This window comes from Streptomyces coeruleofuscus, assembly GCF_039532725.1.
GTDB lineage: Bacteria > Actinomycetota > Actinomycetes > Streptomycetales > Streptomycetaceae > Streptomyces > Streptomyces coeruleofuscus.
Window position 1 is genome coordinate 314,809 of sequence record NZ_BAAASE010000008.1, and the last position, 26,125, is coordinate 340,933.

Consider the following 26,125-nt stretch of genomic DNA (forward strand, 5'->3'; position numbering starts at 1 on the left):
GGAGGGCTGGACTGGCGGATCCCCGTGGCGAGCCACCGGGATCCGCTCGTCTAGTCGATGATCTGGTTGAAGAACAGGACGGCCGGGGCCACGACCCCGCCTCCGACGCTCACCGCGACCGGCCACCCCTTGCCGGCCAGCGCCGCCAGAACAGTGGCACCGATGCCGACCAGAACTGCCAGCAGGAAGACGATCGCGGCGCGCTGACTGAGGAGCGGTCCGTCCCGGCCGGGCCCTCGACGGCCGGCCTGTGCCACCTCGGTGCTCCTTACCCGACGCCGCGGCCGACGGCACCGTGCACGGGCTCGTGCGCCCGTTGCCGCAGGGGCGCGCCGTGGCCACCCGGGCCCGGCACGTCCCACGGGTCCTGCGCGGGACGCAGGAGTTCGAAGCGGACACGGCCGTCACCGCCCGTCCGGACCCCGTGCACGGCGGGTTCGGGCAGGCTGTTGTAGTGGAACGGCGTCGAAAAGTAGTACGCGCCGGTGTCCGGGACGGCGATGATGTCGCCGGGCTCCAGGAGGGGCAGTGCGCGGTCACGCGCCAGCAGGTCCCCCGCGAAGCAGGCGGGGCCCGCGATGTCCTGGCGGACCGGTCCGCCCCGCTTGACCCTCCCGCTTGGGTCGTGCGCCTCGATCCGCAGGGGCCAGGCGTCGGGGTTGAACACGGTCCGGGTGGCCACCTGCACACCGGCGTGGGTGACCGCGATCGGCCGCCCGCCCATGCTCTTCGTGTACTCGACGTACGCGGCGGTGAACCCGTTCTTGGCGAGGACGGAACGCCCGAACTCGGTGACGATCTCGTACCCGCCGGAGAACAGCGCGGGCGCCTGGGCGCGCAGCTGCCGGACGTACGTGTCGAAGGTCGGCGCGGTCTCGTCGTCGGCGAAGTTGACGGGCAGTCCGCCGCCGATGTCGATGCCGACTACCTGGCGCCGTCCGAGCGAGGCGTTGACCTCCTCGGCGAACGCCACGGCCTGCGCCACCCCGCCGGCCATGAGGTCGAGCGGGCAGCCCTGCGAGCCGGCATGCGTGTGCACCCAGGTGAGCCACGGGTGGTCGTGGTAGGCGCGCAGCAACCGCCGTCGGCTTCCGGGGTCCGCCAGGGGGATGCCGAATTTCGAGGTGCTGGTCGCCGTGCTCATCGCTGCGATACTGCCGCCGCCGAGCTGGGAGTTGACGCGCACCCCGATCCTCGACACCGGGACGCGGTCGCCCAGGGCCCGGTCGATCCTGGCCAGTTCCTGGTGGTTGTCCGCGTTGACGGCCACGCCCAGGTCCAGGGCACGCCGCAGCTCGGCCTCCGTCTTGGCCGGAGAGTCGAAGACGATCCGATCCGGCGCGAATCCGGCGGCCAGCGCGCGGGCCAGTTCGCCCGCGGTGGCCACCTCGCAGCCCATGCCGAGCCGCCGCAGCTCCGCCAGCACCGGCACCAGGCAGTTCGCCTTGGCGGCGAACGCGTGCAGCACACGGGGCGACGCAGGGAAGGCACGGTGCAGGGAGTCGACCGTCGCGGCGACGCCGTCGAGGTCGACGAAGGCGGCCAGCTGGGACCGCTCGGCGTCCAGCAGTCCCCGCGACACCGCTTCCTGGAGGATCCGTTCGCGCCGCTCGGCGGCGGGGGTCAGTCCGGTCATGGTGAGCCTTCCGGTGTCGTACGCGCAGCGCCCGGGACCGTCCCGGGGCGGAGTACCAGACTGTTGTCCGCACCGGGACGGCGTCTTCGTCGAGTCGTCAAAGACGAGGGCCTCGCCCACGGCGGTGGAACGCAACAACCCACCGGCCGCGCCGGGGCCTTGTGCGGTACGACGAAGGAGAGGCCCTTCGATGGTGGTTGCGGCCAAGCGGTGGACGGCACGCGGCCGCGCCTCGGTGCCGGACCGCTCAGGGGCGTGCGCCGTCGGCGTCCCCCTCCAGACGCAACTGCAACTGGGCGAGCAGCCGGGCGTCGGGACTCTCCAGATCCAGCCCCGACACCTGCGTGATCCGGCGCAACCGGTAGCGCAGGCTGTTGGAATGCACACCCAGCGCGAGCGAGGCGGCGGACACGTCACCGAAGTGGTCGAGATAGGCGCGCAGGGTGCCCACCAGGCAACTGCCGCTGTGAGCGGCGTCGAACTCCCTCAGCCGGGCCACCGAGGTGCGCTGTGGCAGCGCCACGTCACGCAGGGCGTCGACGACCTGGAGGACGCCCACCGTGTCCGCGACGTCCTCGCTCCGCGCGACGGTGCGTGGCCCGGCCGCCGCGATGAGCGCCCGGAGGGCCCGCTCGGCCGACCGGCGTGACGCGGGCGTCCGTGCCAGCCCGGGAACCACGTCTCCGAGCCCCACCCTCACCGACGAGCCGATCGTCGCCGACAGCTGTCCGGCCAGCGATTCGCCGAGCCGCGTCACCTGGCGGTCGGCCCGCTCCGGATCGCGCTCCAGCCCGCTCAGCAGCACCAGGATCCTGCCCCCCGCCGGGACAACCACGACGCGGTGGCCCAGGGCCGCGCAGTGCAGGGTCAGCAGCCCGTACAGCCCGGACGGGTCGTCGTCCCCGTGGCGGCCGGACCCGGTTCCCACCGCCAGGACGGCACAGGGCTCCCGGGGCGGCAGTGAGGCCCGCTCCGCGAGCACCTCGACGGATCCGCGGTCCTCCAGCAACGCCCGGGCCGCGTCCTCCAGCAGGCGGCCGTCGGAGCTGTGGGTACGGTGATGCAGCAGGTGGGCGGCGGCGGTCCGGGCCGCGGCGCGCAGGGTCTCAGCGGCGTTCGGGGACAGCGGGCGGCCGGCGACCGCGGCCACCCAGATGGACCCCAGCGACTCTCCGCCCGCCCGTACGGCGCCGACCAGACGCTCCGGGTCCTGGCCGTGGGCCGGCCGGTGCAGCACGTCGCCCGCACCCCACAGCGCCTGGAAGAACCCCGCCTCCCGCATGGCCGCCACCCGCCAGGGCGGCACGCGACGACCGAGGATGGTCAGTCTGCGCATCTCGTCCACGTTCTCCTCGGTGGAGGAGTACGCCAGGACCCGGGAGTCCGTGTCCTCGATGGTCACCGAGCCTCCCACCAGGGCCGCCACCGCGTCGGCCAGTGACTCCAGATCGCCCAGGCGCACGCCGCTGGTCGCGGGCATCGGGGGTACGCCCGCCGCGGCCAGCCCCGCCCTCAGCACCCCCACGAGCTGTGCCCAGGTGCACCAGGCGGTGCGGAAGAGCACCGCCGTGCCGCCCTCCTCAGCGGCCGCCTGCAACGCCCGCGCGGTGGGCACCGGGCGCCCCGGGCCGAACACCACACCGGCCGCACCCGCCTCACCGGCCCGGCGCACCACGTCGACCGCATGTGCCGACCGCGGGTCGACGCCGACGGCGAGCAGTAACTCCCGCGGCCTGATGACGGGTTCCAGGGCGTCCAGCACATGGACGCCGGTGACGCTCGTCCGCAGTCCCTCCGGGGCCGTGTGCAACTCCACGGCTCCCGCCCCCACCACCGAGAGCAGGTGCTCCAGTGTTCCCCGGTCCTCGGCGCCCGTGCCCCGCCCCGCCGATTCCTCCAGGTCCGTCATGATGTCTCCCCCCGGCTCCCGCCCGACCGCGTCGCCTGCCGTCAGCGGCCAATCGGAAAACGTATGACATCACGGGCGTTGTCCGCAGTCGAGACGCCCGTTCGGCACGCGCAGGCACCGACGGCGCGGCACCAGGGCTAGTTCATCCTCCCCAGCACGTCCCGCACCCGCCGCACGTCCCGGATCCGCTGCTCGTACGTCGCCCCGAGTGCGAGCAGCAGGAGTCCGGCGAGGGCGGGAGGCGCCCAGCGGGGGAGTGCCCCGGCCACCTGCACGACGTACGGGGCGAGTTCGTGCAGCGTGACCAGGGCCAGCACCGCACCGCCCAGCACCAGCGGCGCCTTGAGGTGGTGCCGGGCACCCAGCAGGGTGACCAGCAGTGCCGCCGTGCCCAGCAGCAACGGCCGCGTCCACTGCGGGTCGCCCCAGGCGGCGACGAGGCTCGGCAGGAGCGTGGCGGCGAGTCCGGGGCCGTATGCCGTCCAGGAGGAGACCCGCGGATCGCGGCGCCTGCGCAGGGCGCCGACGAGCAGCGCCGGAACGGTCACCGGGAGCGTGTACGCCTCGGGCGTGCCGACCTCCCACGCCGCCAGACGCACCCAGGCGGCCAGCACGAACAGGGCAGTGGCCGCGTAGCCGACGGGACGGCGGTCCGGACGCAGGGCCGTGCCCGCGGCGATGACGCCGCACAGCGCCAGCACCAGGGCGAGCAGCGGCGGATCGGTGACCGCGAGCCCCACGGCGAGCAGGCCGGCGGCGGCTCCCGTGGCCTCGACCGGCACCGTCGCCCGCTGCGCACCGAGACGCGGCGCGAGCAGGGCGGCGGCCACGGGAACGGCCAGCACCAGCAGGGCGGTCCGGGCCGGCGGCCAGTCCACGGCGGCGCCCGTCGCCGAGGCCAGGGCGGCGGCGTACACGAGGGCGGCCGGAGCCGTGAAGGGGGCGAGGCCCGTCCGCCACGAGGCCGCGGCCGGCAGCGCCGTCAGCACGGACAGCACGACCAGCGTCGCGGTCTGGGAGGCCAGGGAGACGAGGGTGAGGTCGACGGCCGTGACCAGGGCCAGGACGAGGGCGGTGACCCGCGCGCCGGACGTCGTGGTCCGGCCCAGGTACAGCGCGGCCGCCGTCATGACGCCCAGGACCGACATCCCCGCGAGGTGGGGAACCGCGAGGATCGCCGGAAGCAGCAGCGCCGCGGCCCACAGCAGACCCAGCGCACCGAGCCGGGCGCGCGGGCGCCACTGCTCCGCGCGGACCGCCGAGGCGAGTACGGCCGCGACCGCGAGCAGCACAACGGGAGCCGCCGCCGCGTCCGACGGCCAGGGCGCCTCGACGGCGACCGCCGCACGGGCGTCCGACGGCGCACCGCTCCACACACGGACCAACCAGCCCGCCGGTCCCATCACCACCAGGGCGACGACGGGCAGCGCCCACAGAAGAGCCAGCGCCTGTACGACCGCGGAGGCCCAGGCGACCCCGTGCCGCACCGCGTCCGGCAGCAGCCGCCCGGCCCGCAGCACCGCCAGCAGGGCGACACCGAAGGCCAGATGAACCGGGACCGCCCACTCCGCCGGTACCCCGAAGCGAGCCACTCCGCCGAGCGCACCCACGGTGAGCAGCCCCGAGGCCGCCGCGAGACCGAGGGCGTGCCGTACGCCCGGACCCGAGACCCGCCAGGCCGCACCCAGCGCGATCGCCGCCGCGAGCAGGAGCAGCGCCCCGGCCCGGGCGGCAGCACCCGGGCCGTCGGCCGTCACGGACAGCCAGCCGGCACCCAGAACGCCCCAGCCGCCCGTGCCGTACCCGCCGACGACCGCGCAGATCCGTACGGAAGCGCCCGTCACCCGCAGCGCCACCACCGTGTCCAGCCCGGCCGTCACCAGCAGCGCGGCGCTGATCACATACGAACCCGCGTCGGCGGACAGGGCCCACAGCAACAGCGGGAACTGGGCCGCCACCAGGGCGCAGGGCAGGGGCAGACGCAGCACGGCCGTGGCCGGCAGCAGGCCGTACGCCGACCAGATCACCGCCAGCACCGCCGCCGCGGCCGCCGCGTACCCCGTCCCGTCCGTCCCGGCGAGCGCGGCCTCGTGCAGGGCGTAGGCGTCCAGGACGGTCAGCGCGAGGCCCAGCCCCGCCACGGACTCGGCCGTCGAGCGCAGCCCCCGCTTCAGCAGGAGCGCCGGCCCGGCGAGCGCGGCCAGCGTGACCGCGCCGAGCACCAGCGCCCGCCCGGTGATGCCCATGTGTCCCCAGCTGACCAGCGTGAACACCGCCGCCGCGAGCGTGAGCAGCACACCGCCGAGCACCAGCAGCACGTTCTGCACGCTGGGCGCGGCGGCTTCCGGGCGGGACCATGCGACGGGTGGCGGCTGCGTCCGCGCCTGAGCCCAGGCCTGCTGCGGTTGTTGCCGTGCCTGTTGCAGGGTCGCGACCAGCCAGGCGCGACGGGCCAGCAACTGGGTGCGGCGGGAGTCCAGTTGCCGGAGTTCGGCATCGAGGAGCCGCAACTCCTCGGCCGGGGGCGGAAGGTGCGTCATGACCGGCAGTGTGGTCCCCGTCACCCCGTACGGCATGAGTGCGGGTACTCAGGCGCGTACTCAGACAGACCCGCACCGTACGTGGGCAGACTGCGGTCATGGACTGGAACCACTACCGTTTCCGCACGCTGTGGACCCTGCCCGCGCCGCCCGCCCCCGTGTACGAGGCGCTGGAGCGCGCCGAGGACTACCCCCGGTGGTGGCGCCAGGTCCGGGAGGTGACCCGGCTCGACGACACCACGGGGGTGGTCCGGATCCGCTCCGTCCTGCCGTACGACATGACCTTCACGGCGCGGGAGGTGCGACGTGACCCCGTGGCCGGCGTGCTGGAGATCGCTCTGTCCGGTGACATGGAGGGCTGGGCACGCTGGACGCTCACCCCGGACGGGGCGGGGACTCGCGCGCGGTACGACCAGGTCGTCGACGTCCGCAAGCCGCTGCTGCGGCGGCTCGCCGTGCCGTGCCGGCCGGCCTTCCGGGTCAATCACCGGCTGATGATGCGCACGGGAGCGCGCGGACTGGCCAGGCACCTCCGAACGGTTTGAAGGAAAGGTGCCGGGACCTGTATTGTTCAGTGCGTTCCCGGGCGATTAGCTCAGTGGGAGAGCGCTTCGTTCACACCGAAGAGGTCACTGGTTCGAACCCAGTATCGCCCACCGGAAACAGCCGGTCCGTCGCAGACGGACCGGTTTTTTCATGCCCCGCGCAGGTGTCCTGCCCAGGTGCTCAGGCCGCCGCCGGCAGGTCCGGACGCAGCGGCCATGCCGGGTCGACCGCCTCGTCCACACCACTGCGCGCGAACCACGCCTGGAGCCCCCGGGCCTGCGCCGCGTGCCACACCGCCTGAAGCGTGTGCAGCTCGCCGGGGCCAAGGCGCTCCAGCCGCGACGCGAAACGGCGGCCGACCGCCCGGGTGACCTCCAGCGCCGCCACGGCGTCGGCAGCCGCGTCGTGCGCGCCCTCCAGGGCGACGCCGTAGTGCGCGCACAGGTCGGTCAGGGTGCGGCGGCCCTTGCGGTAGCGGTCCAGGTGCTTGTCCAGAACCCTCGGGTCGAGCACGTACAGCGGCGTCGACTCGAACCAGCGGCCCAGGGCCGAGGCGCGATGCCGGCGCAACTCCCGGTCGAACAGGGTCAGATCGAACGGCGCGTTCATCACGACGACCGGGCGGCCGGCGTGCGCCTGCTCGGCGAGCGCCTGCGCTATCTCGAACATCACCGGCGCCGGCCACCGGCCGTTGCGCTGGAGGTGTTCCTCCGTCAGCCCGTGCACCGCCGTCGCCTCGGCGGGCACCGGCACGCCCGGGTTCACCAGCCAGCGGCTGACCCGCGGCCGGACGCCCGGGGCGTCCTGGACGACGACGGCGGCCGACACGATGCGGTCGGTCTCGACGTCCACGCCCGTCGTCTCCGTGTCGAAGGCGGCCAGCGGCCCTTCATACCAGCACGTCGTCATAGCCACACAACCCCTCGTTCACCTTCGGCAGTTGACGCACCGTCCGCTGCCCGATTCGGTGATACCCGGGCTGTTTGCGCCGTACGCCGGAAGGAGACAACAGGAGTACGGGTCCGCGCAGTTCAGCGGCCCGCAGTGGGGAATCACTTGTTCTGGAAGGCTGTCGGCCATGGCCATAGCGCAGCCCGAACGGGGCGGGCTGCTGCCCGAGCGCACGGCTCCCTCTCGCGGCACTCTCGCCACCACCGCCTGCATGGAGACACTGCAGGTCGGCTATCTGCACGCCGTCGCGGCGGCCGCCGGCTGCTCGCTCTCCCAGCCGTTCCCCGACAACGGCATCGACTGGCACGTCAGCCACAGCGCCCCCGGGCACACCGTCGACGACGAGGTCACCATCAAGGTGCAGCTCAAGGCCACCTACCAGGTGCCGCCCAACCCACCGGGCCGCACCTTCGCCTTCACCCTCGACAACGACCACCTGGCGAAGCTCGCCCGCACACCGGTGTCCGTGCACAAGATCCTGGTGGTGATGCTGGTGCCGCGCGCCCAGGACGACTGGCTGAGCGCCGGCCACGACCGGCTCGACCTCAGGCACTGCTGCTACTGGACCAACCTCGCCGGCCAGCCGATCACCGGCCGCCGCCGTACCACCGTGCGGATACCGACTTCACGCATCTTCGACGACCGGGCGCTGTGCGAGATCATGACGCGGGTCGGGACGGGAGGGAAACCGTGACGCACCGCCCGACCGAGGAGCCACTGAGGCCCGTGCGGCCCCACCCCGTCGACACCCCCTGGAGCGGCGCTCCGCCCGAGCCCGTGGACGTCGACCCGGCCGTGCTCAGCGCCCTGCTCCGGCGGCACGGCTGGCAGCGGCGCGGCGGCGCCCCGGGACGCTACGGCCGCTGGACCCCGCCCGGCCCCGGCGGCAGCGGCACCAGTCTCCTCGTGCCCGAGAGCCGTGCCTTCCCCGACAGCGACGACCTGCTCGCCGAGGCCCTGCTCGCCCTGTCCCGCAGCGGCTCGCCCTCCGCCCGTGAGGTCCTCGTCTCCCTCGCCGTCCCCAGCGACGAGATCCGCTGGTGGCACGACGTCCCCGCCGGGCCCGCCGGTGCGGCGCCCTGGACCGTCGAGGACCGGCTGCGCACCGCCGCCCGCCGGATGCTGCTCGCGGCGGCCCTCGCCACGCGCGCCCGGGCCGGTTACCACGGCGCCCGCCACCGGCGCTCCGCCGCCGCGGCCCTGGACGACGTCCTCGTCGGCTCCGCGACGGACGGCCGGCTCACCGCCTTCGTGCCCGTCACCGGTGGCCGTCCCCTGGCCGTACGCCTCCACCAGGCCCTGTACGCCACCCGTGAGGCCGTCGACTACCAGCGCGCCACGGGCGGCATGGACGCCTTCGACGCAGCGGTCGAGGCGGGGGTGAGCCATGAGCTCACCGAGGCCCTCGTCGCCCTGGTCCGGGGCACGGAGGGTGCCCGGATCGCCGTCGAGTGGGCCCCGGCCGCCGGTGTGCCCGAGGGCTGCGCGCCCTCCGCCGAGCCCGTCGAGTTCTCACCCGGCGACCTGCCCGTGCTGCGCGAGGCGGGCGCCCGCTACCTGCGCGCGGAACCCTCCGAACCGGTGCGGATCACGGGAGCGGTGGTACGGATGCGCAGGCCGGGGCCGCGCGGCGAGGGCACGGTACGGCTGCGGGTGCTGGCCGGGGCCGACGTACCCCACGTCCGGATCACCCTCGACGAGGAGGCCTACCGGATCGCCGGGCACGCCCACCTCGTCGGACTGCCGGTGCGGGTCCAGGGGCGGCTGGAGAGCCGGGGCGGCTTCCGGCGTCTCACCGGCGCCCACGGCGTCGTACCGGTGCAGGTCGACGACGCCGAGCGGGACCGCCTCATGAAGGCGCTCCAGGAGAACGCCGGGATGGCGGCCTTCTTCGAGGAGGCCTGCGGAGGGGACAGCGGGGACTGATTTCGCGGTGGGCGGTCCCGGGTCGGTACGATCCATACTCGTGCGCGCGCTCCGGTATGGCGCCGCGACCCACCTTCAGTCAGGAGAGACCGGTGTCAGACGTCCGTGTGATCATCCAACGCGATTCCGAGCGGGAAGAACGCGTGGTGACGACGGGCACTACGGCCGCCGAGCTCTTCGCCGGCGAGCGCTCGATCGTCGCCGCGCGCGTCGGCGGCGAGCTCAGGGACCTGTCGTACGCCCTGTCCGAGGGCGACGAGGTCGAGGGCGTCGAGATCTCCTCCGAGGACGGCCTGAACATCCTGCGCCACTCCACCGCGCACGTCATGGCACAGGCCGTGCAGGAGCTCTTCCCCGAGGCCAAGCTCGGCATCGGCCCGCCCGTCAAGGACGGCTTCTACTACGACTTCGACGTCGAGAAGCCGTTCACGCCCGAGGATCTCAAGGCCATCGAGAAGAAGATGCAGGAGATCCAGAAGCGGGGGCAGAAGTTCGCCCGCCGCGTGGTCACCGACGAGGCCGCCCGCGAGGAGCTGGCCGACGAGCCCTACAAGCTGGAACTGATCGGCCTCAAGGGCTCCGCCTCCAGCGACGACGGCGCGGACGTCGAGGTCGGCGCCGGCGAGCTGACGATCTACGACAACCTGGACGCCAAGACCGGCGAGCTGTGCTGGAAGGACCTCTGCCGCGGTCCCCACCTGCCGTCGACCCGTGCAATCCCGGCGTTCAAGCTGATGCGCAACGCGGCCGCCTACTGGCGCGGCAGCGAGAAGAACCCCATGCTCCAGCGCATCTACGGCACCGCCTGGCCGACCAAGGACGAGCTGAAGGCGCACCTGGAGTTCCTCGCCGAGGCCGAGAAGCGCGACCACCGCAAGCTCGGCAGCGAGCTCGACCTGTTCTCCATCCCGGAGCAGATCGGCTCCGGCCTCGCCGTCTTCCACCCCAAGGGCGGCGTCATCCGCCGGGTCATGGAGGACTACTCACGGCGCCGCCACGAGGAGGAGGGCTACGAGTTCGTCTACACCCCCCACGCGACGAAGGGGAAGCTCTTCGAGACCTCGGGCCACCTGGACTGGTACGCCGACGGCATGTACCCGCCCATGCAGCTCGACGAGGGCGTGGACTACTACCTCAAGCCCATGAACTGCCCGATGCACAACCTGGTCTTCGACGCGCGCGGGCGCTCCTACCGTGAACTGCCGCTGCGCCTGTTCGAGTTCGGGACGGTGTACCGGTACGAAAAGTCCGGCGTCGTGCACGGCCTGACCCGCGCCCGCGGCTTCACCCAGGACGACGCGCACATCTACTGCACCCGCGAGCAGATGTCGGAGGAGCTCGACAAGACGCTCACCTTCGTCCTCGGCCTGCTGCGCGACTACGGCCTGACCGACTTCTACCTGGAGCTGTCCACCAAGGACCCGGAGAAGTTCGTCGGCTCGGACGAGGCCTGGGAAGAGGCCACGGAGACCCTGCGCCAGGTGGCGGAGAAGCAGGGGCTGCCCCTCGTTCCCGACCCGGGCGGCGCCGCCTTCTACGGCCCGAAGATCTCCGTGCAGACCAAGGACGCCATCGGCCGCACCTGGCAGATGTCGACCATCCAGCTCGACTTCAACCTGCCCGAGCGCTTCGACCTGGAGTACACGGCCGCGGACGGCTCCAAGACCCGCCCGGTCATGATCCACCGCGCGCTGTTCGGCTCGATCGAGCGCTTCTTCGCGGTGCTCCTGGAGCACTACGCGGGTGCCTTCCCGGCGTGGCTGGCCCCGGTCCAGGCGGTCGGCATCCCGATCGGCGACGCGCACGTCGAGTACCTGGAGAAGTTCGCGGCGGCGGCCAGGAAGAAGGGCCTGCGCGTCGAGGTCGACTCCTCCTCCGACCGGATGCAGAAGAAGATCCGCAACGCCCAGAAGCAGAAGGTGCCCTTCATGGTCATCGCGGGCGACGAGGACATGTCCCACGGGTCCGTGTCCTTCCGCTACCGCGACGGTTCCCAGGAGAACGGCATCCCGTTCGACGAGGCCATCGCGAAGATCGTGAAGGTCGTCGAGGAGCGGGCGCAGGTCTGACCGCACGGCGTCACGGCGGCCTGCCCGAACCGCGTACAGGGCCCCCGGGAGATCCCGGGGGCCTTTGCCGTACCCCCAGCTCCACGCCATATGCTGCACTGCATGACGAGTGAGCCGGAGCAGCAGCTGGGAGTGGGGACGCAGGACGCGTTCCAGCGTCTGTGGACGCCCCATCGGATGGCCTACATCCAGGGTGAGAACAAGCCGAGCGGCCCGGGCGCCGGCGACGGCTGCCCCTTCTGCTCCATCCCGGCCAAGTCCGACGAGGACGGGCTGGTCGTCAGGCGCGGCGAACAGGTCTACGCCGTGCTCAATCTGTATCCGTACAACGGCGGGCACCTGATGACCGTGCCCTACCGGCACGTCGCCGACTACACCGACCTCACGGCGGGGGAGACCGCCGAGCTCGGCGAGCTCACCAAGCAGGCGATGACGGCCCTGCGCACGGCCTCCGGCGCCCACGGCTTCAACATCGGCATGAACCAGGGCTCGGTCGCCGGCGCGGGCATCGCGGCGCATCTGCACCAGCACATCGTGCCGAGGTGGGGTGGCGACACGAATTTCATGCCGGTGGTGGGGCATACGCGGGTGCTGCCGCAGTTGCTGGCGGACACGAGGAAGATGCTGGCGGAGGCCTGGCCGGTCTGAGGTGCCGGCTGCCGGGGCGCTGCGCCTGCGGGCGGTCGCGCCGCTGGGGCGATGAATGGCGCGGCGCGCCCTCGTCGACCGCCGTCGGCCGGCAGGACCGCGGCGACCGCGGAGCGGTCCTGCGATGCGCCGCGGTCAGGTGAAGGGTCAGCGGTCGATGGTGGCCATGTTCGCCTCGTCGTGGCGCTCGCCCGCGGCCGGTGTGAGGTTGTTGAGGCGGTCGAGCTGGGCGGCGGTGAGTTCGATGGCGTCGGCGGCGGTGTTCTCTTCGACGCGTGAGACCCGGCGGGTTCCGGGGATGGGGGCGATGTCGTCGCCGCGGGTCAGCAGCCAGGCCAGGGCGGTCTGGGCCGGGGTGGCTCCGATCTCGGCGCCGATGGCCTTCACCTCGTCGACGATGCGCAGGTTGCGCTGGAAGTTCTCGCCGGTGAACCGCGGGTTGGTCTTGCGCCAGTCGTCGTCGGTGAAGTCGTCGACGGTGCGGATCTGCCCGGTCAGCAGGCCGTGGCCGAGCGGCGAGTAGGGAACGAAACCGATGCCGAGCTCGCGCAGCAGCGGGAGGATCTCGGCCTCGACGTCACGGGTCCACAGGGAGTACTCGGTCTGCAGGGCGGCCACCGGATGCACGGCGTGGGCCCGGCGGATCGTCTCGGGCCCGGCCTCCGACAGTCCGATGTGGCGGACCTTGCCCTCGGCGACCAGATCGGCCAGCGCGCCGACGGTCTCCTCGATGGGCGTGTCCGGGTCGACGCGGTGCTGGTAGTACAGGTCGATGTGGTCGGTGCCGAGCCGCTTGAGCGAGCCTTCGACCGCTGTCTTCACGTTGGCGGGGCCGCTGTCGATGACGCCGGGGCCGTCGCCGGCGTGGGAGACGAGACCGAACTTCGTCGCCACGACGACCTCGTCGCGCCGGCCCTTGATGGCCTGGCCGACGAGTTCCTCGCTGTGGAAGGGGCCGTAGATCTCGGCGGTGTCGATGTGGGTGACCCCGAGGTCCAGGGCTCGGTGGATGGTGCGGATCGACTCGGCGTCGTCGAGCCCTCCGCCCGTGGTGTAGACGCCTGCCATGGTCATGGCTCCCAGACCGATGCGCGAGACATCGAGCCCGCCCAGTGATACGTGCTTCATGAGGTACTCCTTGTCGTGACGGCCGTCAGACCTTCGTGCCGGCCGTGTCAGTGGTCCTGAGCGGCGGGCTCCAGAACGAGGACCGGGATCTCGCGGTCCGTCTTCTTCTGGTACTCGGCGTAGTCCGGGAACGCCTCGACGGCCCGTGCCCACCAGAGGGCCTTCTCGTCCCCGGTCACCTCGCGGGCCAGCATGTCCTGGCGTACCGGGCCGTCCTGAAGCTCGACTCGGGGGTCGGCCACCGCGTTGTGGTACCAGACGGGGTGGTGGGGGGCTCCCGCCATGGAGGCGACCACGGCATACGAGCCGTGGTGCTCCACCCGCATGACCGGGGTCTTGCGGATCTTGCCGGTCTTGGCGCCCAGGGTGGTCAGGATGACCACCGGCAGGTCCCGTAGCCCCTCGTCCTCCTCGCGTGCGACCAGGACGCTCAGCGTCGTTCCTTCGGTGCCGCCGGACCTCTCGTACAGCTCCACCTGGTCACGCACGAACTGTGCCCTGCTCGGCTCGTACTCGCCTTTGAGTGGCATGTCGTCCCTCTCAGGCGTGGGTGTCGTCGTAGGCGAGGTTGTCGCCCAGTTCGCGGGAGGCCTCGGCCTGGGCGAGGAGTTCCTTCGCCTTGGCCTCGACGGCCTCGATGGCGTCCGCTCCGGCGACGAAGCGGTGCGGGGGCTTGTCCTGCCGGGCGATGGTGAGCAGGGCGCGGGCGAGCTTGGCGGGGTCGCCGGGCTGCCGGCCGTTCATGCTCTTCATGCCCTCGATCCTCGGGGCGGTCCGCGGGGCGTAGTCGTCGATGGAGAGCTCGGGCCAGGTGGTGGAGCCGTCCACGAGGAGTTCGGTCCGGAAGTAGCCGGGCTCCACGGTGGTGGTGTGGATGTTGTACGGCTCGACGTCGTGGCGCAGGGACTCCATCCAGCCCTCTTCCGCGAACTTGGAGGCGGCGTAGGCGGAGGTGAACTCCATGCCGACCAGGCCCGCGGTCGAGGTGATGGTGATGACGTGGCCGGCGCGCTGTCGGCGCATGATCGGCAGGACCGCGCGGGTCACGTTCATCGGGCCGAAGAGGTTGGTCTCGAACTGCCGGCGCATCTGCGCGGGGGAGATCTCCTCGAAGTAGCCGGTGAAGAGGTTCCCGGCGTTGTTGACCAGGACGTCGAGGCGGCCGAAGCGGTCGACGGCGGCCTGCGCTGCGGACGCGGCGTCCTCGGGGCTGGTGACGTCGAGCTTGGCGACCAGCAGGTTGTCCTGCGGCCCACCCAGGGCCTTCTCGACCTCGTCGGGGCGGCGGCCGGTGGCGACGACCTGGTGGCCGGCGGCGAGGGCCTCGCGGGCGATGTCCGTGCCCAGACCGCGTCCGGCACCGGTGACGAGAATGACCTTGCTCATGGGGGTTCCTTTCGGGTGCCGTGGTCCGGCACCCGGTGTGTGCGGGAGTGACGGGTGCGGCGTTGACGGCGCCGCGGAGAAGGCTGGAGACCGGCGGCACAAGCGCCGCTCTCTCCGGCCGTTCACACCGCCGGGAGCGGTGCACCACCAACGAAACCGGCTGTCACGGGAGCGTGGGAGTCCCTGAGGAGGGGGTCACTGAGAGGGACCCCCTGCCTGGCGCGGGCGCTCGTAGAGTGGAGCGCATGGCAGGCAGAAACGACCCCTACGGCACCAACCGCGACATTCGTGACGATTTCCGCGCCGAGATCCGGGAATTCCTCGGTACGCGGCGGGCCAAGGTCACCCCCGAGCAGGCGGGACTGCCCACGTACGGGGGCGAGCGCCGACGCGTCACCGGACTGCGCCGGGAGGAGGTCGCCCTCCTCGCGGGCATCTCCAGCGAGTACTACACCCGGCTGGAGCGCGGCAACGCCACCGGTGTCTCGGAGAGCGTCATCGAAGGCATCGCGCAAGCGCTTCAGCTCGACGAGGCCGAACGAATCCACCTGCTCCGCCTCCTGCGCGGCGCCGGCACGACCCGCCCGCCACGCCGCCGGCCGGCCCAGCAGCGCGTGCGCCCCGCGGTGCAGCGCGTCCTCGACTCGATGACCGGCACACCCGCGTTCGTCCTCAGCGGACGCGGGGACATCCTGGCCGACAACCACCTCGGGCGCGCCCTGTTCTCTCCCGTCTACGCCGACCCGGCGCGGCCGCCCAACAACGCCCGGTTCGTCTTCCTCGACCCGCGCGCCACCGAGTTCTTCCGGGAATGGGAGAAGGTCGCGGGTGACACCGTCGCCATGCTGCGCGCCGAGGCCGGCCGCGAGCCCTACGACCGTCGGTTGATGGACCTGATAGGCGAACTGTCCACCCGCAGCGAGGAGTTCCGCCACCGCTGGGCCGCGCACAACGTCCGCATCCACACCACCGGAGTGAAACTTCTCCACCACCCGGTCGTCGGCGACCTCGACCTGCCCTTCGAGACCTTCCCGCTCGGGGACGGCCCCGGCCAGTTCCTCCTCACCTACACCGCCGAGCCCGCCTCGCCCTCGCAGGATGCCCTGACTTTGCTGGCCAGTTGGGCCGCGGCCAACGACGACACCGAGCGGTCCGCCCCGGCCGACGACTCCGAGCGTGACACCTAGGGCGCGTCCGCCCTAGGCGTCGTAGACATCCGCCTTCTTCGGCGAAGCCTCCTGCACCGCCCCGCTGAGCGCCGCCGACCTGGACCCGAACTTCTCCACGTCCACGCCGTTCTCCCGCAGCACCTTCAATGCCGCCGCGTGCACCACACGCAGCACAGGCGTAGCCGCCCGCAGCGCGTCGTCCGCCATGAACCGATGGCGCCACGGCTGGTCCGCCCAGGCGTGCCGCAGGCCGAACGGCTCCGGAAGCGTCAGGCTGCCGCCGAGCCAGTTCAGCAGCGGCGGATACCAGGTCAGCGGAGCGCGCGCGGCCAGCCGCACCACCTCGTCGGCATCGATCAGCGGCAGCTTCACGGTGCGGGTCTCCCAGAACCGGAGAGCCTTCTGCACCGACTTCTCCTTGGCGGCGGGCTTCTCGTTGAACAGCGGGTTGACCGGTCCCAGGGCGTGGCCGGTGACCTCGATGCGCAGGGTGTCGTGCAGCACCGTCACCGTGATCAGCATCGTGATGACCAGGTGACCGTCCCAGAGGGTCCACTGCACGCCGAGGTAGTGCCGGTCGCCGCTGCCGAACTGCTGCTTGTTGCAGATGTCCTGTATGGCGTGCGTCCGGACCGTGTACGCGTCGACGTCCGCGCCGCTCGGCCGGGACACCTCCGTCGCCTTCTCGCCGATCGGCGTGACGATCCAGTGCGTGATGGACGGCTTGGTGAAGCCGCCGGTGTTGATGGACGTGCGCTCCAGCATGCCCAGGCCGCCCTGGATCGCCACGATGACGTCCCAGCTGCGGAAGGGGTGGAAGTCCTTGCCCGGCTCGGCGGACACCAGCTCCTCGGCCAGCTGCCAGCTGCCCCACCGGGTGCCCATGCCGAGTATGCCCTTGGGCCCGGCGTAGAAGACCGAGTTGGACCGCTGCTCGGCGCTCAGGCGCGCCAGCTCCTTGCGGACCTGCTCGGCCGCGTCGCCGGGGTTGCCCGGTACGGCTTCGGGGATCTTGGCGCCCACGCCGCCGCCCGACAGCAGGCTCGACCAGCGCTCCCGCAGGTCGGAGGCCGTCCGCTCGCAGACATGCTTGGCCCAGAACCAGCCGACGACCGGCATGATGATCGCCGCGCGCGCGTACCAGCCCCAGAAACCCGTGAACGGCATGCGGATGAGGAACAGCACGGCGAGCGCGCCCACCGCGACCAGCAGGGTCGTGGCGAGGGCGCCGGCGCGCTTGTCCTCGCGCTTGGCCATGGTGGTGCGCAGCGTGAACACCAGCAGCCACACGAAAAAGCCCGGCAGGAAGAGCACTCCGCAGATCACCGTGATCGCCGAGAGCCGGTTGTCGCGGTCGCGTCGGATGCGGTGGGCCGCCAGACAGTGCTCCACGACGACCTGGGGCTCGATGCCGAAGGACTGGATGACCGGCTTGCGCCCGGCGCCGAGCATGCGGTCGACGACGGCACGGGAGAAGGCTTCGCCGAAGTTGGGGCGGAAGATCTTCGCCCACGAGCGCGGTGGGGTCACCTTCGACTGGTGCCACTCGTTGTCGGCCTTGAGGATCGTGCTGACCTCGTCGTCCCGGTACGCCGCCGCGGCCAGCGCGTAGGTCGCCGCCGTCTGGCCAGCCGAACCCGCCAGAGGCACCTGGGCCCCCGGGCTGAAGTCGAATCCGTCCGTCACTGCCGCCCCCATCGCTGCCGCTTCCGCATCAAGCGGCCTTCCCGACTTCCGCGCTTCGCACACCTGTTGATCAGGTCATCAGCGTATCCGCAGGTACCGACATCCGTCGGCGGGCGGTCTCGGAACCGCCCGCCTGTGCGGAGTGAGCTTCCACCGAGGGCCACTTGGCCCCCTCGGGCCCCGACTAGGAGGCTTTGCGCTCCTCTTCACGGACCCGGTCCGCGACCTGCTGCGGCATCGGCTCGTGCCGTACGTACCGGCGGCTGAAGCGTGCCGTGCCGTGCGACATCGACCGCAGGTCGATCGCGTAGCGACCGATCTCGATCTCCGGCACCTCGGCCCGGATCAGGGTGCGCCCGCCGGGTGTCTGCTCGGTGCCGAGCACCCGGCCGCGCCGCCCCGACAGGTCGCTCATCACGGTGCCAACGAACTCGTCGCCGACCAGCACCGACACCTCGTCCACCGGCTCCAGCAGATGGATCTTCGCGTCGGTCGCGGCCTCCCGCAGCGCGAGCGCGCCGGCTGTCTGGAACGCGGCGTCGGAGGAGTCCACCGAGTGCGCCTTGCCGTCCAGGAGGGTCACGCGTACGTCGATGAGCGGATACCCGGCGGCGACCCCCTTGGCGGCCTGGGCCCGTACGCCCTTCTCCACCGACGGGATGAACTGCCGGGGCACCGCGCCGCCGACCACTTTGTCCACGAACTCGATGCCCGAGCCGCCCGGCAGCGGCTCCACCTCGATCTCGCAGATGGCGAACTGCCCGTGCCCACCGGACTGTTTGACGTGCCGGCCGCGCCCGGCCGACTTGGCCGCGAACGTCTCGCGCAGCGACACCCTGTGCGGTACGACGTCGACCTGGACGCCGTAGCGGCTGCGCAGCCGCTCCAGGGCGACGTCCGCGTGCGCCTCGCCCAGGCACCACAGGACCACCTGGTGGGTGTCCTGGTTCTGCTCGAGCCGCATCGTCGGGTCCTCGGCGACGAGCCGGGCCAGGCCCTGCGAGAGCTTGTCCTCGTCCGGCTTGCTGTGCGCCTGGATGGCCAGCGGCAGCAGCGGGTCGGGCATCTGCCACGGCTCCATGAGCAGCGGATCGTCCTTGGCGGACAGGGTGTCCCCGGTCTCGGCGCGGCTCAGTTTCGCCACGCACGCCAGATCGCCCGCGATGACGTGCGACACCGGGCGCTGCTGTTTGCCGAACGGCGTGGACAGGGCGCCGATCCGCTCGTCGACGTCGTGGTCCTCGTGCCCGCGGTCGGCCAGGCCGTGCCCGGAGACGTGGACCGTCTGGTCGGCGCGCAAGGTGCCGGAGAACACGCGGACCAGCGACAGCCGGCCGACGTAGGGGTCGGAGGAGGTCTTCACGACCTCCGCGACCAGCGGCGCGTCCGGGTCGCACGGCTTGAGCTCGCGCGGCTTGCCGTCGATCGTCGTCACGCGCACCGTCTCGTGCTCCAGCGGCGTGGGGAAGCCCCGGGTGATCAGCTCCAGCAGCTCCACCGTGCCGAGCCCCTGCCGGGAGCCCTCGGCCGCGGGGGCGGCGGCCAGGACGGGGAAGAAGACCCCGCGTGCGACGGCCCGCTCCAGGTCCTCGATCAGTGTCTTGACGTCGACCGGTTCCCCGCCGAGGTAGCGGTCCATGAGGGTCTCGTCCTCGCTCTCCGAGATGATCCCCTCGATCAGCCGGTTGCGGGCCTCCTCGATCAGCGGCAGCTGGTCCTCGCCCGGCTCGGACTCCTTGCGCTCACCGGTCGAGTAGTCGAACAGCTTCTGCGACAGCAGCCCGATCAGGCCGGTCACGGGCGCGTGCCCGTCCGGCGCCTCCGGGCCGCGCAGCGGCAGGTAGAGCGGCAGGACCGCGTCGGGGTCGTCCGCGCCGAAGGCCTCCGCGCAGATCCGCGTCATCTCCTCGAAGTCGGCGCGCGCCGCCTCCAGGTGGGTGACCACGATGGCCCGTGGCATGCCCACGGCCGCGCACTCCTCCCACACCATGCGGGTCGAGCCGTCCACACCGTCCGAGGCCGAGACGACGAAGAGGGCCGCGTCCGCCGCTCGCAGACCGGCCCTGAGCTCACCGACGAAGTCGGCGTATCCGGGGGTGTCGAGGAGATTGACCTTGATGCCGTCCCACTCGACGGGTACCAGGGAGAGCTGCACCGAGCGCTGCTGCCGGTGCTCGATCTCGTCGTAGTCGGAGAGGGTGCCGCCGTCCTCCACACGGCCCGCCCGGTTCACTGCCCCCGCCATGAGCGCGAGGGCTTCCACCAACGTGGTCTTGCCCGATCCGGAGTGGCCGACCAGCACCACATTCCGTACGGACTGGGGTTGGTCGGCCGCCTGTGCCCTGCCGGCGGCCCCAGGGTGTGTCTGTGCCTTGTCGCCCATGATCCTGCCTCCCGTGCACGGTGAGGTCACTGTGGGCGCGGACACGCGGGATCCGCGTGCGGTGCGGCTCCGGCGACGCCCGCGGTTATTCGACCTTCCCACTCCCGTCACGGTGCGTCCATACGAAGGACGTGATCGCGCCCCGCGCCGCGCACCGGTGCGCCGTGACACGGGCCTCGGGTCCCGCCCGTCGACCGCACGCGCGCGTGGCTACGATGGGCCAGCCGGTGGCCAGCAGGGGCCAGACGGCGACACCGACCCTCGGGAAGGCCATGCTGAACAAGTACGCGCGTGCATTCTTCACGCGTGTTCTCACACCGTTCGCCGCGTTTCTGATCCGGCGGGGCGTCAGCCCCGACACCGTCACGCTCATCGGCACCGCCGGTGTGGTCGCGGGCGCGCTGGTCTTCTACCCCATGGGCGAGTTCTTCTGGGGCACGGTCGTGATCACGCTGTTCGTGTTCTCCGACCTGGTCGACGGCAACATGGCCCGGCAGCTCGGCCGCTCCAGCCGCTGGGGCGCCTTCCTGGACTCCACGCTGGACCGGGTCGCCGACGGGGCGATCTTCGGCGGCTTCATCCTCTGGTACGCCGGCGGGGGAGACGACCTCGTCCTGTGCGCCGTCTCGATCTTCTGCCTGGCGAGCGGCCAGGTGGTGTCGTACACCAAGGCCCGCGGCGAGTCGATCGGCCTGCCGGTCGCCGTCAACGGGCTGGTCGAGCGGGCCGAGCGGCTGGTGATCTCCCTGGTCGCGGCCGGTCTCGCGGGCCTGCACGCCTTCGGTGTCCCGGGCATCCAGTACCTGCTGCCGGTCGCCCTGTGGATCGTCGCCGTGGGCAGCCTCGTCACGCTCATCCAGCGGGTCGTCACGGTCCGCCGCGAGTCCGCGGAGGCCGAGGCCGCGACCGCGGCCTCCGAGCGGGACGACAATGAGGGCGAGCAGGAGAACGCCTCTCACGGGAGCGAGGCATCCACGTGAGCGCACAGGACCGGCTGACGGACGCGCTGTACGGCCTCGGCTGGAGCACGGTCAGGAAGCTCCCCGAGCCGGTCGCCGTACGGCTCGGGCACACCATCGCCGACCTCGCCTGGAAGCAGCGCGGCAAGGGCGTACAGCGGCTGGAGAGCAACTACGCGCGCGTGGTGCCCGGCGCGGGCCCCGAGCGCCTCGCCGAGCTCTCGCGCGCGGGCCTGCGGTCGTACCTGCGCTACTGGATGGAGTCCTTCCGCCTCCCCGCCTGGAGCGAGGAGCGGATCAAGGGCGGCTTCGAAGCCAAGGACCTGCACTACCTGACCGAGGGCCTGGCCGCCGGCAAGGGCGTCATACTCGCCCTGCCCCACCTGGCCAACTGGGACCTCGCCGGCGCCTGGGTCACCACCAAGCTCGGCATCCCGTTCACGACGGTCGCCGAGCGCCTGAAGCCGGAGACCCTGTACGACCGGTTCGTCGCCTACCGCGAGGGTCTCGGCATGGAGGTCCTGCCGCACAGCGGCGGCACCGCCTTCGGCACCCTGGCCCGGCGGCTGCGCGACGGCGGCCTGGTCTGCCTGGTCGCCGACCGCGACCTGTCCGCCTCCGGCGTCGAGGTCGACTTCTTCGGCGACACGGCCCGGATGCCGGCCGGACCGGCCCTGCTCGCCCAGCAGACGGGCGCCCTGCTGCTCCCCGTCACCCTCTGGTACGACGACTCGCCCGTGATGCGGGGCCGCCTCCACCCGCCCGTCGAGGTGCCCGGGTCAGGCACGCGCGCCGAGAAGACGTCTGTCATGACACAGGCGCTGGCCGACGCCTTCGCCACGGGGATCGCCGACCATCCGGAGGACTGGCACATGCTCCAGCGCTTGTGGCTCGCGGACCTCGACCCTGCGAAGGGGACCTCGTGAGGATCGGCATCGTCTGCCCGTACTCCTGGGACGTACCGGGCGGCGTCCAGTTCCACATCCGGGACCTGGCCGAGTACTTCCTCCGCCTCGGCCACGAGGTGTCCGTCCTCGCCCCGGCCGACGACGACACCCCGCTCCCGCCGTACGTCGTCTCGGCAGGGCGCGCGGTGCCGGTGCCGTACAACGGCTCGGTGGCCCGGCTCAACTTCGGTTTCCTGAGCGCAGCCCGGGTGCGCCGCTGGCTGCACGACGGCGCGTTCGACGTGATCCACATCCACGAGCCGACCTCGCCGTCGCTGGGCCTGCTGACCTGCTGGGCGGCCCAGGGACCGATCGTCGCCACGTTCCACACGTCCAACCCGCGCTCCCGCGCGATGATCGCCGCCTACGCGATCCTCCAGGCCGCCCTGGAGAAGATCAGCGCGCGGATCGCGGTGAGCGAGTACGCCCGCCGCACGCTGGTGGAACACCTCGGCGGGGACGCGGTGGTGATCCCGAACGGCGTCGACGTCGACTTCTTCGCCACGGCCGAGCCCAAGGCCGAGTGGCAGGGCGAGACGATCGGCTTCATAGGGCGCATCGACGAGCCCCGCAAGGGCCTGCCGGTGCTGATGAAGGCGCTGCCGAAGATCCTCGCCGCCCGCCCGCAGACCCGGCTGCTGGTCGCCGGACGCGGTGACGAGGAGGAGGCGGTGGAGTCACTGCCCGCCGAGCTGCGCTCCCGCGTCGAGTTCCTCGGCATGGTCAGCGACGAGGACAAGGCCCGCTTCCTGCGCAGCGTCGACCTGTACGTCGCGCCCAACACCGGCGGCGAGAGCTTCGGGATCATCCTGGTCGAGGCCATGTCCGCGGGAGCCCCCGTCCTCGCCTCCGACCTGGACGCCTTCGCCCAGGTCCTGGACCGGGGAGAGGCCGGCGAACTGTTTCCCAACGAGGACGCCGACGCCCTGGCCGACGCGGCCGTACGCCTGCTGGACGACCCGGCCCGGCGCGCGGAACTGCGCGAGCGGGGCAGCGCCCACGTGCGGCGCTTCGACTGGTCGACCGTCGGCGCGGACATCCTGTCCGTCTACGAGACGGTGACGGCGGGCGCGGCGGCGGTCGCGGAGGACGAGCGGGTGACAGGGCTGTGGGCCAGGCTGGGGTTCGCCCGGGACTGACGTGATCCGTCAGGGCCGGGCAGGACGGGGTGAACCGACGGCCCGGCCGGGCCGCTAGCCTTGCCGCCCGTGACCACCACTCTCATCTGGATCGCCGTGGCCCTGGTCGCGGTCGGGCTCTATCTGAGCTGGACCGCCGGCCGTCTCGACCGTCTCCACGCCCGGATCGACGCCACCCGGGCCGCCCTGGACGCGCAGCTGCTGCGCCGCGCCTCGGTCGCGCAGGAACTGGCGACGTCGGGGGTCCTGGATCCGGCCGCCTCGATCGTCCTCTACGAGGCCGCGCACGCCGCCCGTCAGGCGGTGGAGGAGCAGCGGGAGGTCGCCGAGAGCGAGCTGAGCCAGGCCTTGCGGGCCGTCTTCGGGGAGATCCAGCAGGTGGAGGCCGTGCGGGAGGCGCCCGGAGGCGAGGAGGCCGCCGAGGAGCTCGCGCAGGCGGTGCGGCGCGTCCCGATGGCCCGCCGCTTCCACAACGACGCCGTGCGCGCCGCCCGTGCCCTGCGCCGGCACCGCAAGGTCCGCTGGTTCCGCCTGGCGGGCCACGCCCCGTTCCCCATGGCCTTCGAAATGGACGACGAGCCTCCGGTGGCCTTGGCGGACCGGGCCGCCTGAGCACCCGTTCACGCGCCGTTCCCGGGCCGTCCGCCGAAAAGGATCCACAGCGTTCCCATTGGCCCTTGCAGTGGCCTGGTCCCCTCGCGTTTCCTCAGTGCTGCAGGATTCCCCTTTCCGTAGCGAGGTCACCCGTGTCCACCACGTCCCCCAACTCCCAGGCCCCCGAGACCGGCACCGCCCGTGTGAAGCGCGGTATGGCCGAGCAGCTCAAGGGCGGCGTCATCATGGACGTCGTCACGCCGGAGCAGGCGAAGATCGCCGAGGACGCGGGCGCCGTCGCCGTCATGGCCCTGGAGCGGGTCCCGGCCGACATCCGCAAGGACGGCGGCGTGGCCCGCATGTCCGACCCGGACATGATCGAGGGCATCATCGAGGCCGTCTCGATCCCGGTCATGGCCAAGTCCCGCATCGGCCACTTCGTCGAGGCCCAGGTGCTGCAGTCCCTCGGCGTCGACTACATCGACGAGTCCGAGGTCCTCACCCCGGCCGACGAGGTCAACCACTCCGACAAGTGGGCCTTCACCACGCCGTTCGTCTGTGGCGCCACCAACCTGGGCGAGGCCCTGCGCCGCATCGCCGAGGGCGCCGCGATGATCCGCTCCAAGGGCGAGGCCGGCACCGGCAACGTCGTCGAGGCCGTCCGCCACCTGCGCCAGATCAAGAACGAGATCGCCAAGCTGCGCGGCTTCGACAACAACGAGCTGTACGCCGCCGCCAAGGAGCTGCGCGCCCCCTACGAGCTCGTCAAGGAGGTCTCCGAGCTCGGCAAGCTGCCGGTCGTGCTGTTCTCCGCCGGCGGTGTCGCCACCCCGGCCGACGCGGCCCTGATGCGCCAGCTCGGCGCCGAGGGCGTCTTCGTCGGCTCCGGCATCTTCAAGTCCGGCGACCCGGCCAAGCGCGCCGCCGCCATCGTGAAGGCCACTACCTTCTACGACGACCCGAAGATCATCGCCGACGCGTCCCGCAACCTCGGCGAGGCCATGGTCGGCATCAACTGCGACACCCTGCCCGAGACCGAGCGCTACGCCAACCGCGGCTGGTAACACCCATGACTGAAGCACCTGTGATCGGCGTCCTGGCCCTCCAGGGCGACGTACGGGAGCACCTCGTCGCCCTGGCCGCGGCCGACGCCGTGGCCAGGCCGGTGCGGCGCCCCGAAGAACTCGCCGAGGTGGACGGCCTCGTCATCCCCGGCGGCGAGTCCACCACCATCTCCAAGCTGGCCGTCCTGTTCGGGGTGATGGACCCGCTGCGCGCGCGCGTGCGGGACGGCATGCCCGTCTACGGCACCTGCGCCGGCATGATCATGCTCGCCGACAAGATCCTCGACCCGCGCTCGGGCCAGGAGACCGTCGGCGGCATCGACATGATCGTGCGACGCAACGCCTTCGGCCGGCAGAACGAGTCCTTCGAGGCGGCCGTCGACGTCAGGGGCGTCGACGGCGACCCGGTGGAGGGCGTCTTCATCCGCGCCCCCTGGGTCGAGTCCGTCGGCGCCCGGACCGAGGTGCTCGCCGAGCACGACGGCCACATCGTCGCGGTCCGTCAGGACAACGCTCTGGCCACGTCCTTCCACCCGGAACTGACCGGCGACCACCGCGTGCACGCCCTGTTCGTCGACATGGTGCGCGGGAACCGGACGGCCGAGTCCTTGTAGGATTCCTGCGTTCGTTGATGAGATGGGTTACGCGAAGGAGACAGGCAGATGTCCGGCCACTCTAAATGGGCCACGACGAAGCACAAGAAGGCCGTCATCGATGCCAAGCGCGGCAAGCTCTTCGCGAAGCTGATCAAGAACATCGAGGTGGCGGCCCGGATGGGCGGCGCCGACCCCGAAGGCAACCCGACGCTCTACGACGCCATCCAGAAGGCGAAGAAGTCGTCGGTCCCCAACAAGAACATCGACTCCGCGGTCAAGCGCGGCGCGGGCCTGGAGGCCGGCGGCGCCGACTACGAGACGATCATGTACGAGGGCTACGGCCCGAACGGTGTCGCTGTGCTCATCGAGTGCCTCACCGACAACCGCAACCGCGCCGCCTCCGAGGTCCGCGTCGCCATGACCCGCAACGGCGGCTCCATGGCCGACCCGGGCTCGGTGTCGTACCTGTTCCACCGCAAGGGCGTCGTGATCGTCCCCAAGGCCGAGCTGACCGAGGACGACGTGCTGGGCGCCGTGCTCGATGCGGGCGCCGAGGAGGTCAACGACCTCGGCGACACCTTCGAGGTCATCAGCGAGGCCACCGACCTGGTCGCGGTCCGTACCGCCCTCCAGGACGCGGGCATCGACTACGACTCCGCCGACGCCAACTTCGTCCCGACCATGCAGGTCGAGCTGGACGAGGAGGGCGCCAAGAAGATCTTCAAGCTGATCGACGCGCTCGAGGACAGCGACGACGTGCAGAACGTCTTCGCCAACTTCGACGTCAGCGACGAGGTCATGGAGAAGGTCGGCGCGTAACTCCGCCGCGAGCTCCGCAGGACCAACGGG

At 71.9% G+C, this 26,125-nt stretch carries 23 protein-coding genes and 1 tRNA gene; 14 read left to right on the forward strand and 10 right to left on the reverse strand.

Annotated features, from left to right (window positions below):
• Positions 1 to 50 precede the first annotated feature (50 nt).
• From ABFX81_RS30030 to ABFX81_RS30045, 4 genes are all read right to left on the reverse strand, one after another.
• Positions 51 to 257, reverse strand: coding sequence for a hypothetical protein (locus tag ABFX81_RS30030; RefSeq protein ID WP_086855715.1), 207 nt, complete (start codon positions 255 to 257; stop codon positions 51 to 53).
• A gap of 11 nt (positions 258 to 268) precedes the next feature.
• Positions 269 to 1,636 carry a type III PLP-dependent enzyme domain-containing protein gene (locus ABFX81_RS30035; protein ID WP_346138927.1) on the reverse strand — a complete coding sequence of 456 codons (1,368 nt, stop codon included), beginning with the start codon at positions 1,634 to 1,636 and terminating at the stop codon, positions 269 to 271.
• A 247-nt stretch (positions 1,637 to 1,883) separates the two neighbouring features.
• Entirely contained in the window at positions 1,884 to 3,545 is a 1,662-nt protein-coding gene (locus ABFX81_RS30040; protein WP_086841000.1) for a helix-turn-helix domain-containing protein, read from the reverse strand.
• 137 nt (positions 3,546 to 3,682) lie between these two features.
• The gene (locus tag ABFX81_RS30045; protein ID WP_086841002.1) at positions 3,683 to 6,121 is read right to left on the reverse strand and encodes an SCO7613 C-terminal domain-containing membrane protein; all 2,439 of its coding nucleotides are present in this window, start codon (positions 6,119 to 6,121) and stop codon (positions 3,683 to 3,685) included.
• A gap of 62 nt (positions 6,122 to 6,183) precedes the next feature.
• On the opposite strand from ABFX81_RS30045, the gene ABFX81_RS30050 reads away from it, so the two are divergent.
• Both ABFX81_RS30050 and ABFX81_RS30055 read left to right on the forward strand, forming a co-directional pair.
• Positions 6,184 to 6,630, forward strand: a complete 447-nt coding sequence (locus ABFX81_RS30050) for an SRPBCC family protein (RefSeq protein ID WP_086841004.1) — start codon at positions 6,184 to 6,186, stop codon at positions 6,628 to 6,630.
• 39 nt (positions 6,631 to 6,669) lie between these two features.
• Positions 6,670 to 6,741: transfer RNA gene (locus ABFX81_RS30055), tRNA-Val, on the forward strand.
• A 70-nt stretch (positions 6,742 to 6,811) separates the two neighbouring features.
• Here ABFX81_RS30055 and ABFX81_RS30060 read toward each other — a convergent pair.
• Positions 6,812 to 7,540: an exonuclease domain-containing protein gene (locus tag ABFX81_RS30060; protein ID WP_086841006.1), complete on the reverse strand. Its 729-nt coding sequence runs from the start codon at positions 7,538 to 7,540 to the stop codon at positions 6,812 to 6,814.
• A 169-nt stretch (positions 7,541 to 7,709) separates the two neighbouring features.
• On the opposite strand from ABFX81_RS30060, the gene ABFX81_RS30065 reads away from it, so the two are divergent.
• The 4 genes from ABFX81_RS30065 to ABFX81_RS30080 all read left to right on the forward strand — a co-directional run bounded on the left by ABFX81_RS30065 (position 7,710) and on the right by ABFX81_RS30080 (position 12,225).
• Positions 7,710 to 8,276, forward strand: a complete 567-nt coding sequence (locus ABFX81_RS30065) for a DUF4365 domain-containing protein (RefSeq protein ID WP_086841007.1) — start codon at positions 7,710 to 7,712, stop codon at positions 8,274 to 8,276.
• On the forward strand, positions 8,273 to 9,508 hold the full coding sequence (locus ABFX81_RS30070; RefSeq protein ID WP_086841009.1) for a hypothetical protein: 1,236 nt from the start codon (positions 8,273 to 8,275) through the stop codon (positions 9,506 to 9,508). The genes ABFX81_RS30065 and ABFX81_RS30070 overlap by 4 nt, the downstream gene beginning before the upstream one ends.
• 92 nt (positions 9,509 to 9,600) lie before the next feature.
• Positions 9,601 to 11,577 carry a threonine--tRNA ligase gene (thrS, locus tag ABFX81_RS30075; protein ID WP_086841011.1) on the forward strand — a complete coding sequence of 659 codons (1,977 nt, stop codon included), beginning with the start codon at positions 9,601 to 9,603 and terminating at the stop codon, positions 11,575 to 11,577.
• Between the two features lie 90 nt (positions 11,578 to 11,667).
• Entirely contained in the window at positions 11,668 to 12,225 is a 558-nt protein-coding gene (locus ABFX81_RS30080; RefSeq protein ID WP_086841012.1) for an HIT family protein, read from the forward strand.
• A 147-nt stretch (positions 12,226 to 12,372) separates the two neighbouring features.
• On the opposite strand, the gene ABFX81_RS30085 is transcribed toward ABFX81_RS30080, so the two are convergent.
• From ABFX81_RS30085 to ABFX81_RS30095, 3 genes are read right to left on the reverse strand one after another with little or no spacing between them, the layout of a single operon-like run.
• Positions 12,373 to 13,353 (reverse strand): aldo/keto reductase, encoded by a 981-nt coding sequence (locus ABFX81_RS30085; RefSeq protein ID WP_086841014.1) that lies wholly within the window; start codon positions 13,351 to 13,353, stop codon positions 12,373 to 12,375.
• 47 nt (positions 13,354 to 13,400) lie between these two features.
• Complete coding sequence (locus ABFX81_RS30090) at positions 13,401 to 13,883, reverse strand: nitroreductase/quinone reductase family protein (protein WP_086841016.1); 483 nt, start codon at positions 13,881 to 13,883, stop codon at positions 13,401 to 13,403.
• A gap of 10 nt (positions 13,884 to 13,893) precedes the next feature.
• Complete coding sequence (locus tag ABFX81_RS30095) at positions 13,894 to 14,739, reverse strand: SDR family NAD(P)-dependent oxidoreductase (protein WP_086841018.1); 846 nt, start codon at positions 14,737 to 14,739, stop codon at positions 13,894 to 13,896.
• 245 nt (positions 14,740 to 14,984) lie between these two features.
• Here ABFX81_RS30095 and ABFX81_RS30100 point away from each other — a divergent pair, with 245 nt between their 5' ends.
• Positions 14,985 to 15,926 (forward strand): MmyB family transcriptional regulator, encoded by a 942-nt coding sequence (locus ABFX81_RS30100; RefSeq protein WP_086841020.1) that lies wholly within the window; start codon positions 14,985 to 14,987, stop codon positions 15,924 to 15,926.
• Between the two features lie 12 nt (positions 15,927 to 15,938).
• Here the strand turns inward: ABFX81_RS30100 and ABFX81_RS30105 are convergent, their stop codons facing one another.
• Together ABFX81_RS30105 and ABFX81_RS30110 are read right to left on the reverse strand one after the other, a co-directional pair.
• Complete coding sequence (locus ABFX81_RS30105) at positions 15,939 to 17,606, reverse strand: hypothetical protein (protein ID WP_086841022.1); 1,668 nt, start codon at positions 17,604 to 17,606, stop codon at positions 15,939 to 15,941.
• Between the two features lie 172 nt (positions 17,607 to 17,778).
• Positions 17,779 to 19,977, reverse strand: a complete 2,199-nt coding sequence (locus tag ABFX81_RS30110) for an elongation factor G-like protein EF-G2 (protein WP_086841024.1) — start codon at positions 19,975 to 19,977, stop codon at positions 17,779 to 17,781.
• A 215-nt stretch (positions 19,978 to 20,192) separates the two neighbouring features.
• On the opposite strand from ABFX81_RS30110, the gene pgsA reads away from it, so the two are divergent.
• The 7 genes from pgsA (at position 20,193) to ABFX81_RS30145 (ending at position 26,095) form a co-directional block, all read left to right on the forward strand.
• Complete coding sequence (gene pgsA, locus ABFX81_RS30115) at positions 20,193 to 20,957, forward strand: phosphatidylinositol phosphate synthase (RefSeq protein WP_230528682.1); 765 nt, start codon at positions 20,193 to 20,195, stop codon at positions 20,955 to 20,957.
• Entirely contained in the window at positions 20,954 to 21,862 is a 909-nt protein-coding gene (locus ABFX81_RS30120; protein WP_086841027.1) for a phosphatidylinositol mannoside acyltransferase, read from the forward strand. The genes pgsA and ABFX81_RS30120 overlap by 4 nt, the downstream gene beginning before the upstream one ends.
• The gene (locus tag ABFX81_RS30125; RefSeq protein ID WP_086841029.1) at positions 21,859 to 23,022 is read left to right on the forward strand and encodes a glycosyltransferase; all 1,164 of its coding nucleotides are present in this window, start codon (positions 21,859 to 21,861) and stop codon (positions 23,020 to 23,022) included. Before ABFX81_RS30120 ends, ABFX81_RS30125 begins: the two co-directional genes overlap by 4 nt.
• Before the next feature lie 69 nt (positions 23,023 to 23,091).
• The gene (locus ABFX81_RS30130) at positions 23,092 to 23,634 is read left to right on the forward strand and encodes a LemA family protein (protein WP_086841043.1); all 543 of its coding nucleotides are present in this window, start codon (positions 23,092 to 23,094) and stop codon (positions 23,632 to 23,634) included.
• 134 nt (positions 23,635 to 23,768) lie between these two features.
• Complete coding sequence (gene pdxS / locus ABFX81_RS30135) at positions 23,769 to 24,680, forward strand: pyridoxal 5'-phosphate synthase lyase subunit PdxS (protein ID WP_086841031.1); 912 nt, start codon at positions 23,769 to 23,771, stop codon at positions 24,678 to 24,680.
• 5 nt (positions 24,681 to 24,685) lie between these two features.
• Complete coding sequence (gene pdxT / locus ABFX81_RS30140) at positions 24,686 to 25,294, forward strand: pyridoxal 5'-phosphate synthase glutaminase subunit PdxT (RefSeq protein WP_086841033.1); 609 nt, start codon at positions 24,686 to 24,688, stop codon at positions 25,292 to 25,294.
• A 48-nt stretch (positions 25,295 to 25,342) separates the two neighbouring features.
• The gene (locus tag ABFX81_RS30145) at positions 25,343 to 26,095 is read left to right on the forward strand and encodes a YebC/PmpR family DNA-binding transcriptional regulator (RefSeq protein ID WP_086841035.1); all 753 of its coding nucleotides are present in this window, start codon (positions 25,343 to 25,345) and stop codon (positions 26,093 to 26,095) included.
• Positions 26,096 to 26,125: the final 30 nt, after the last annotated feature.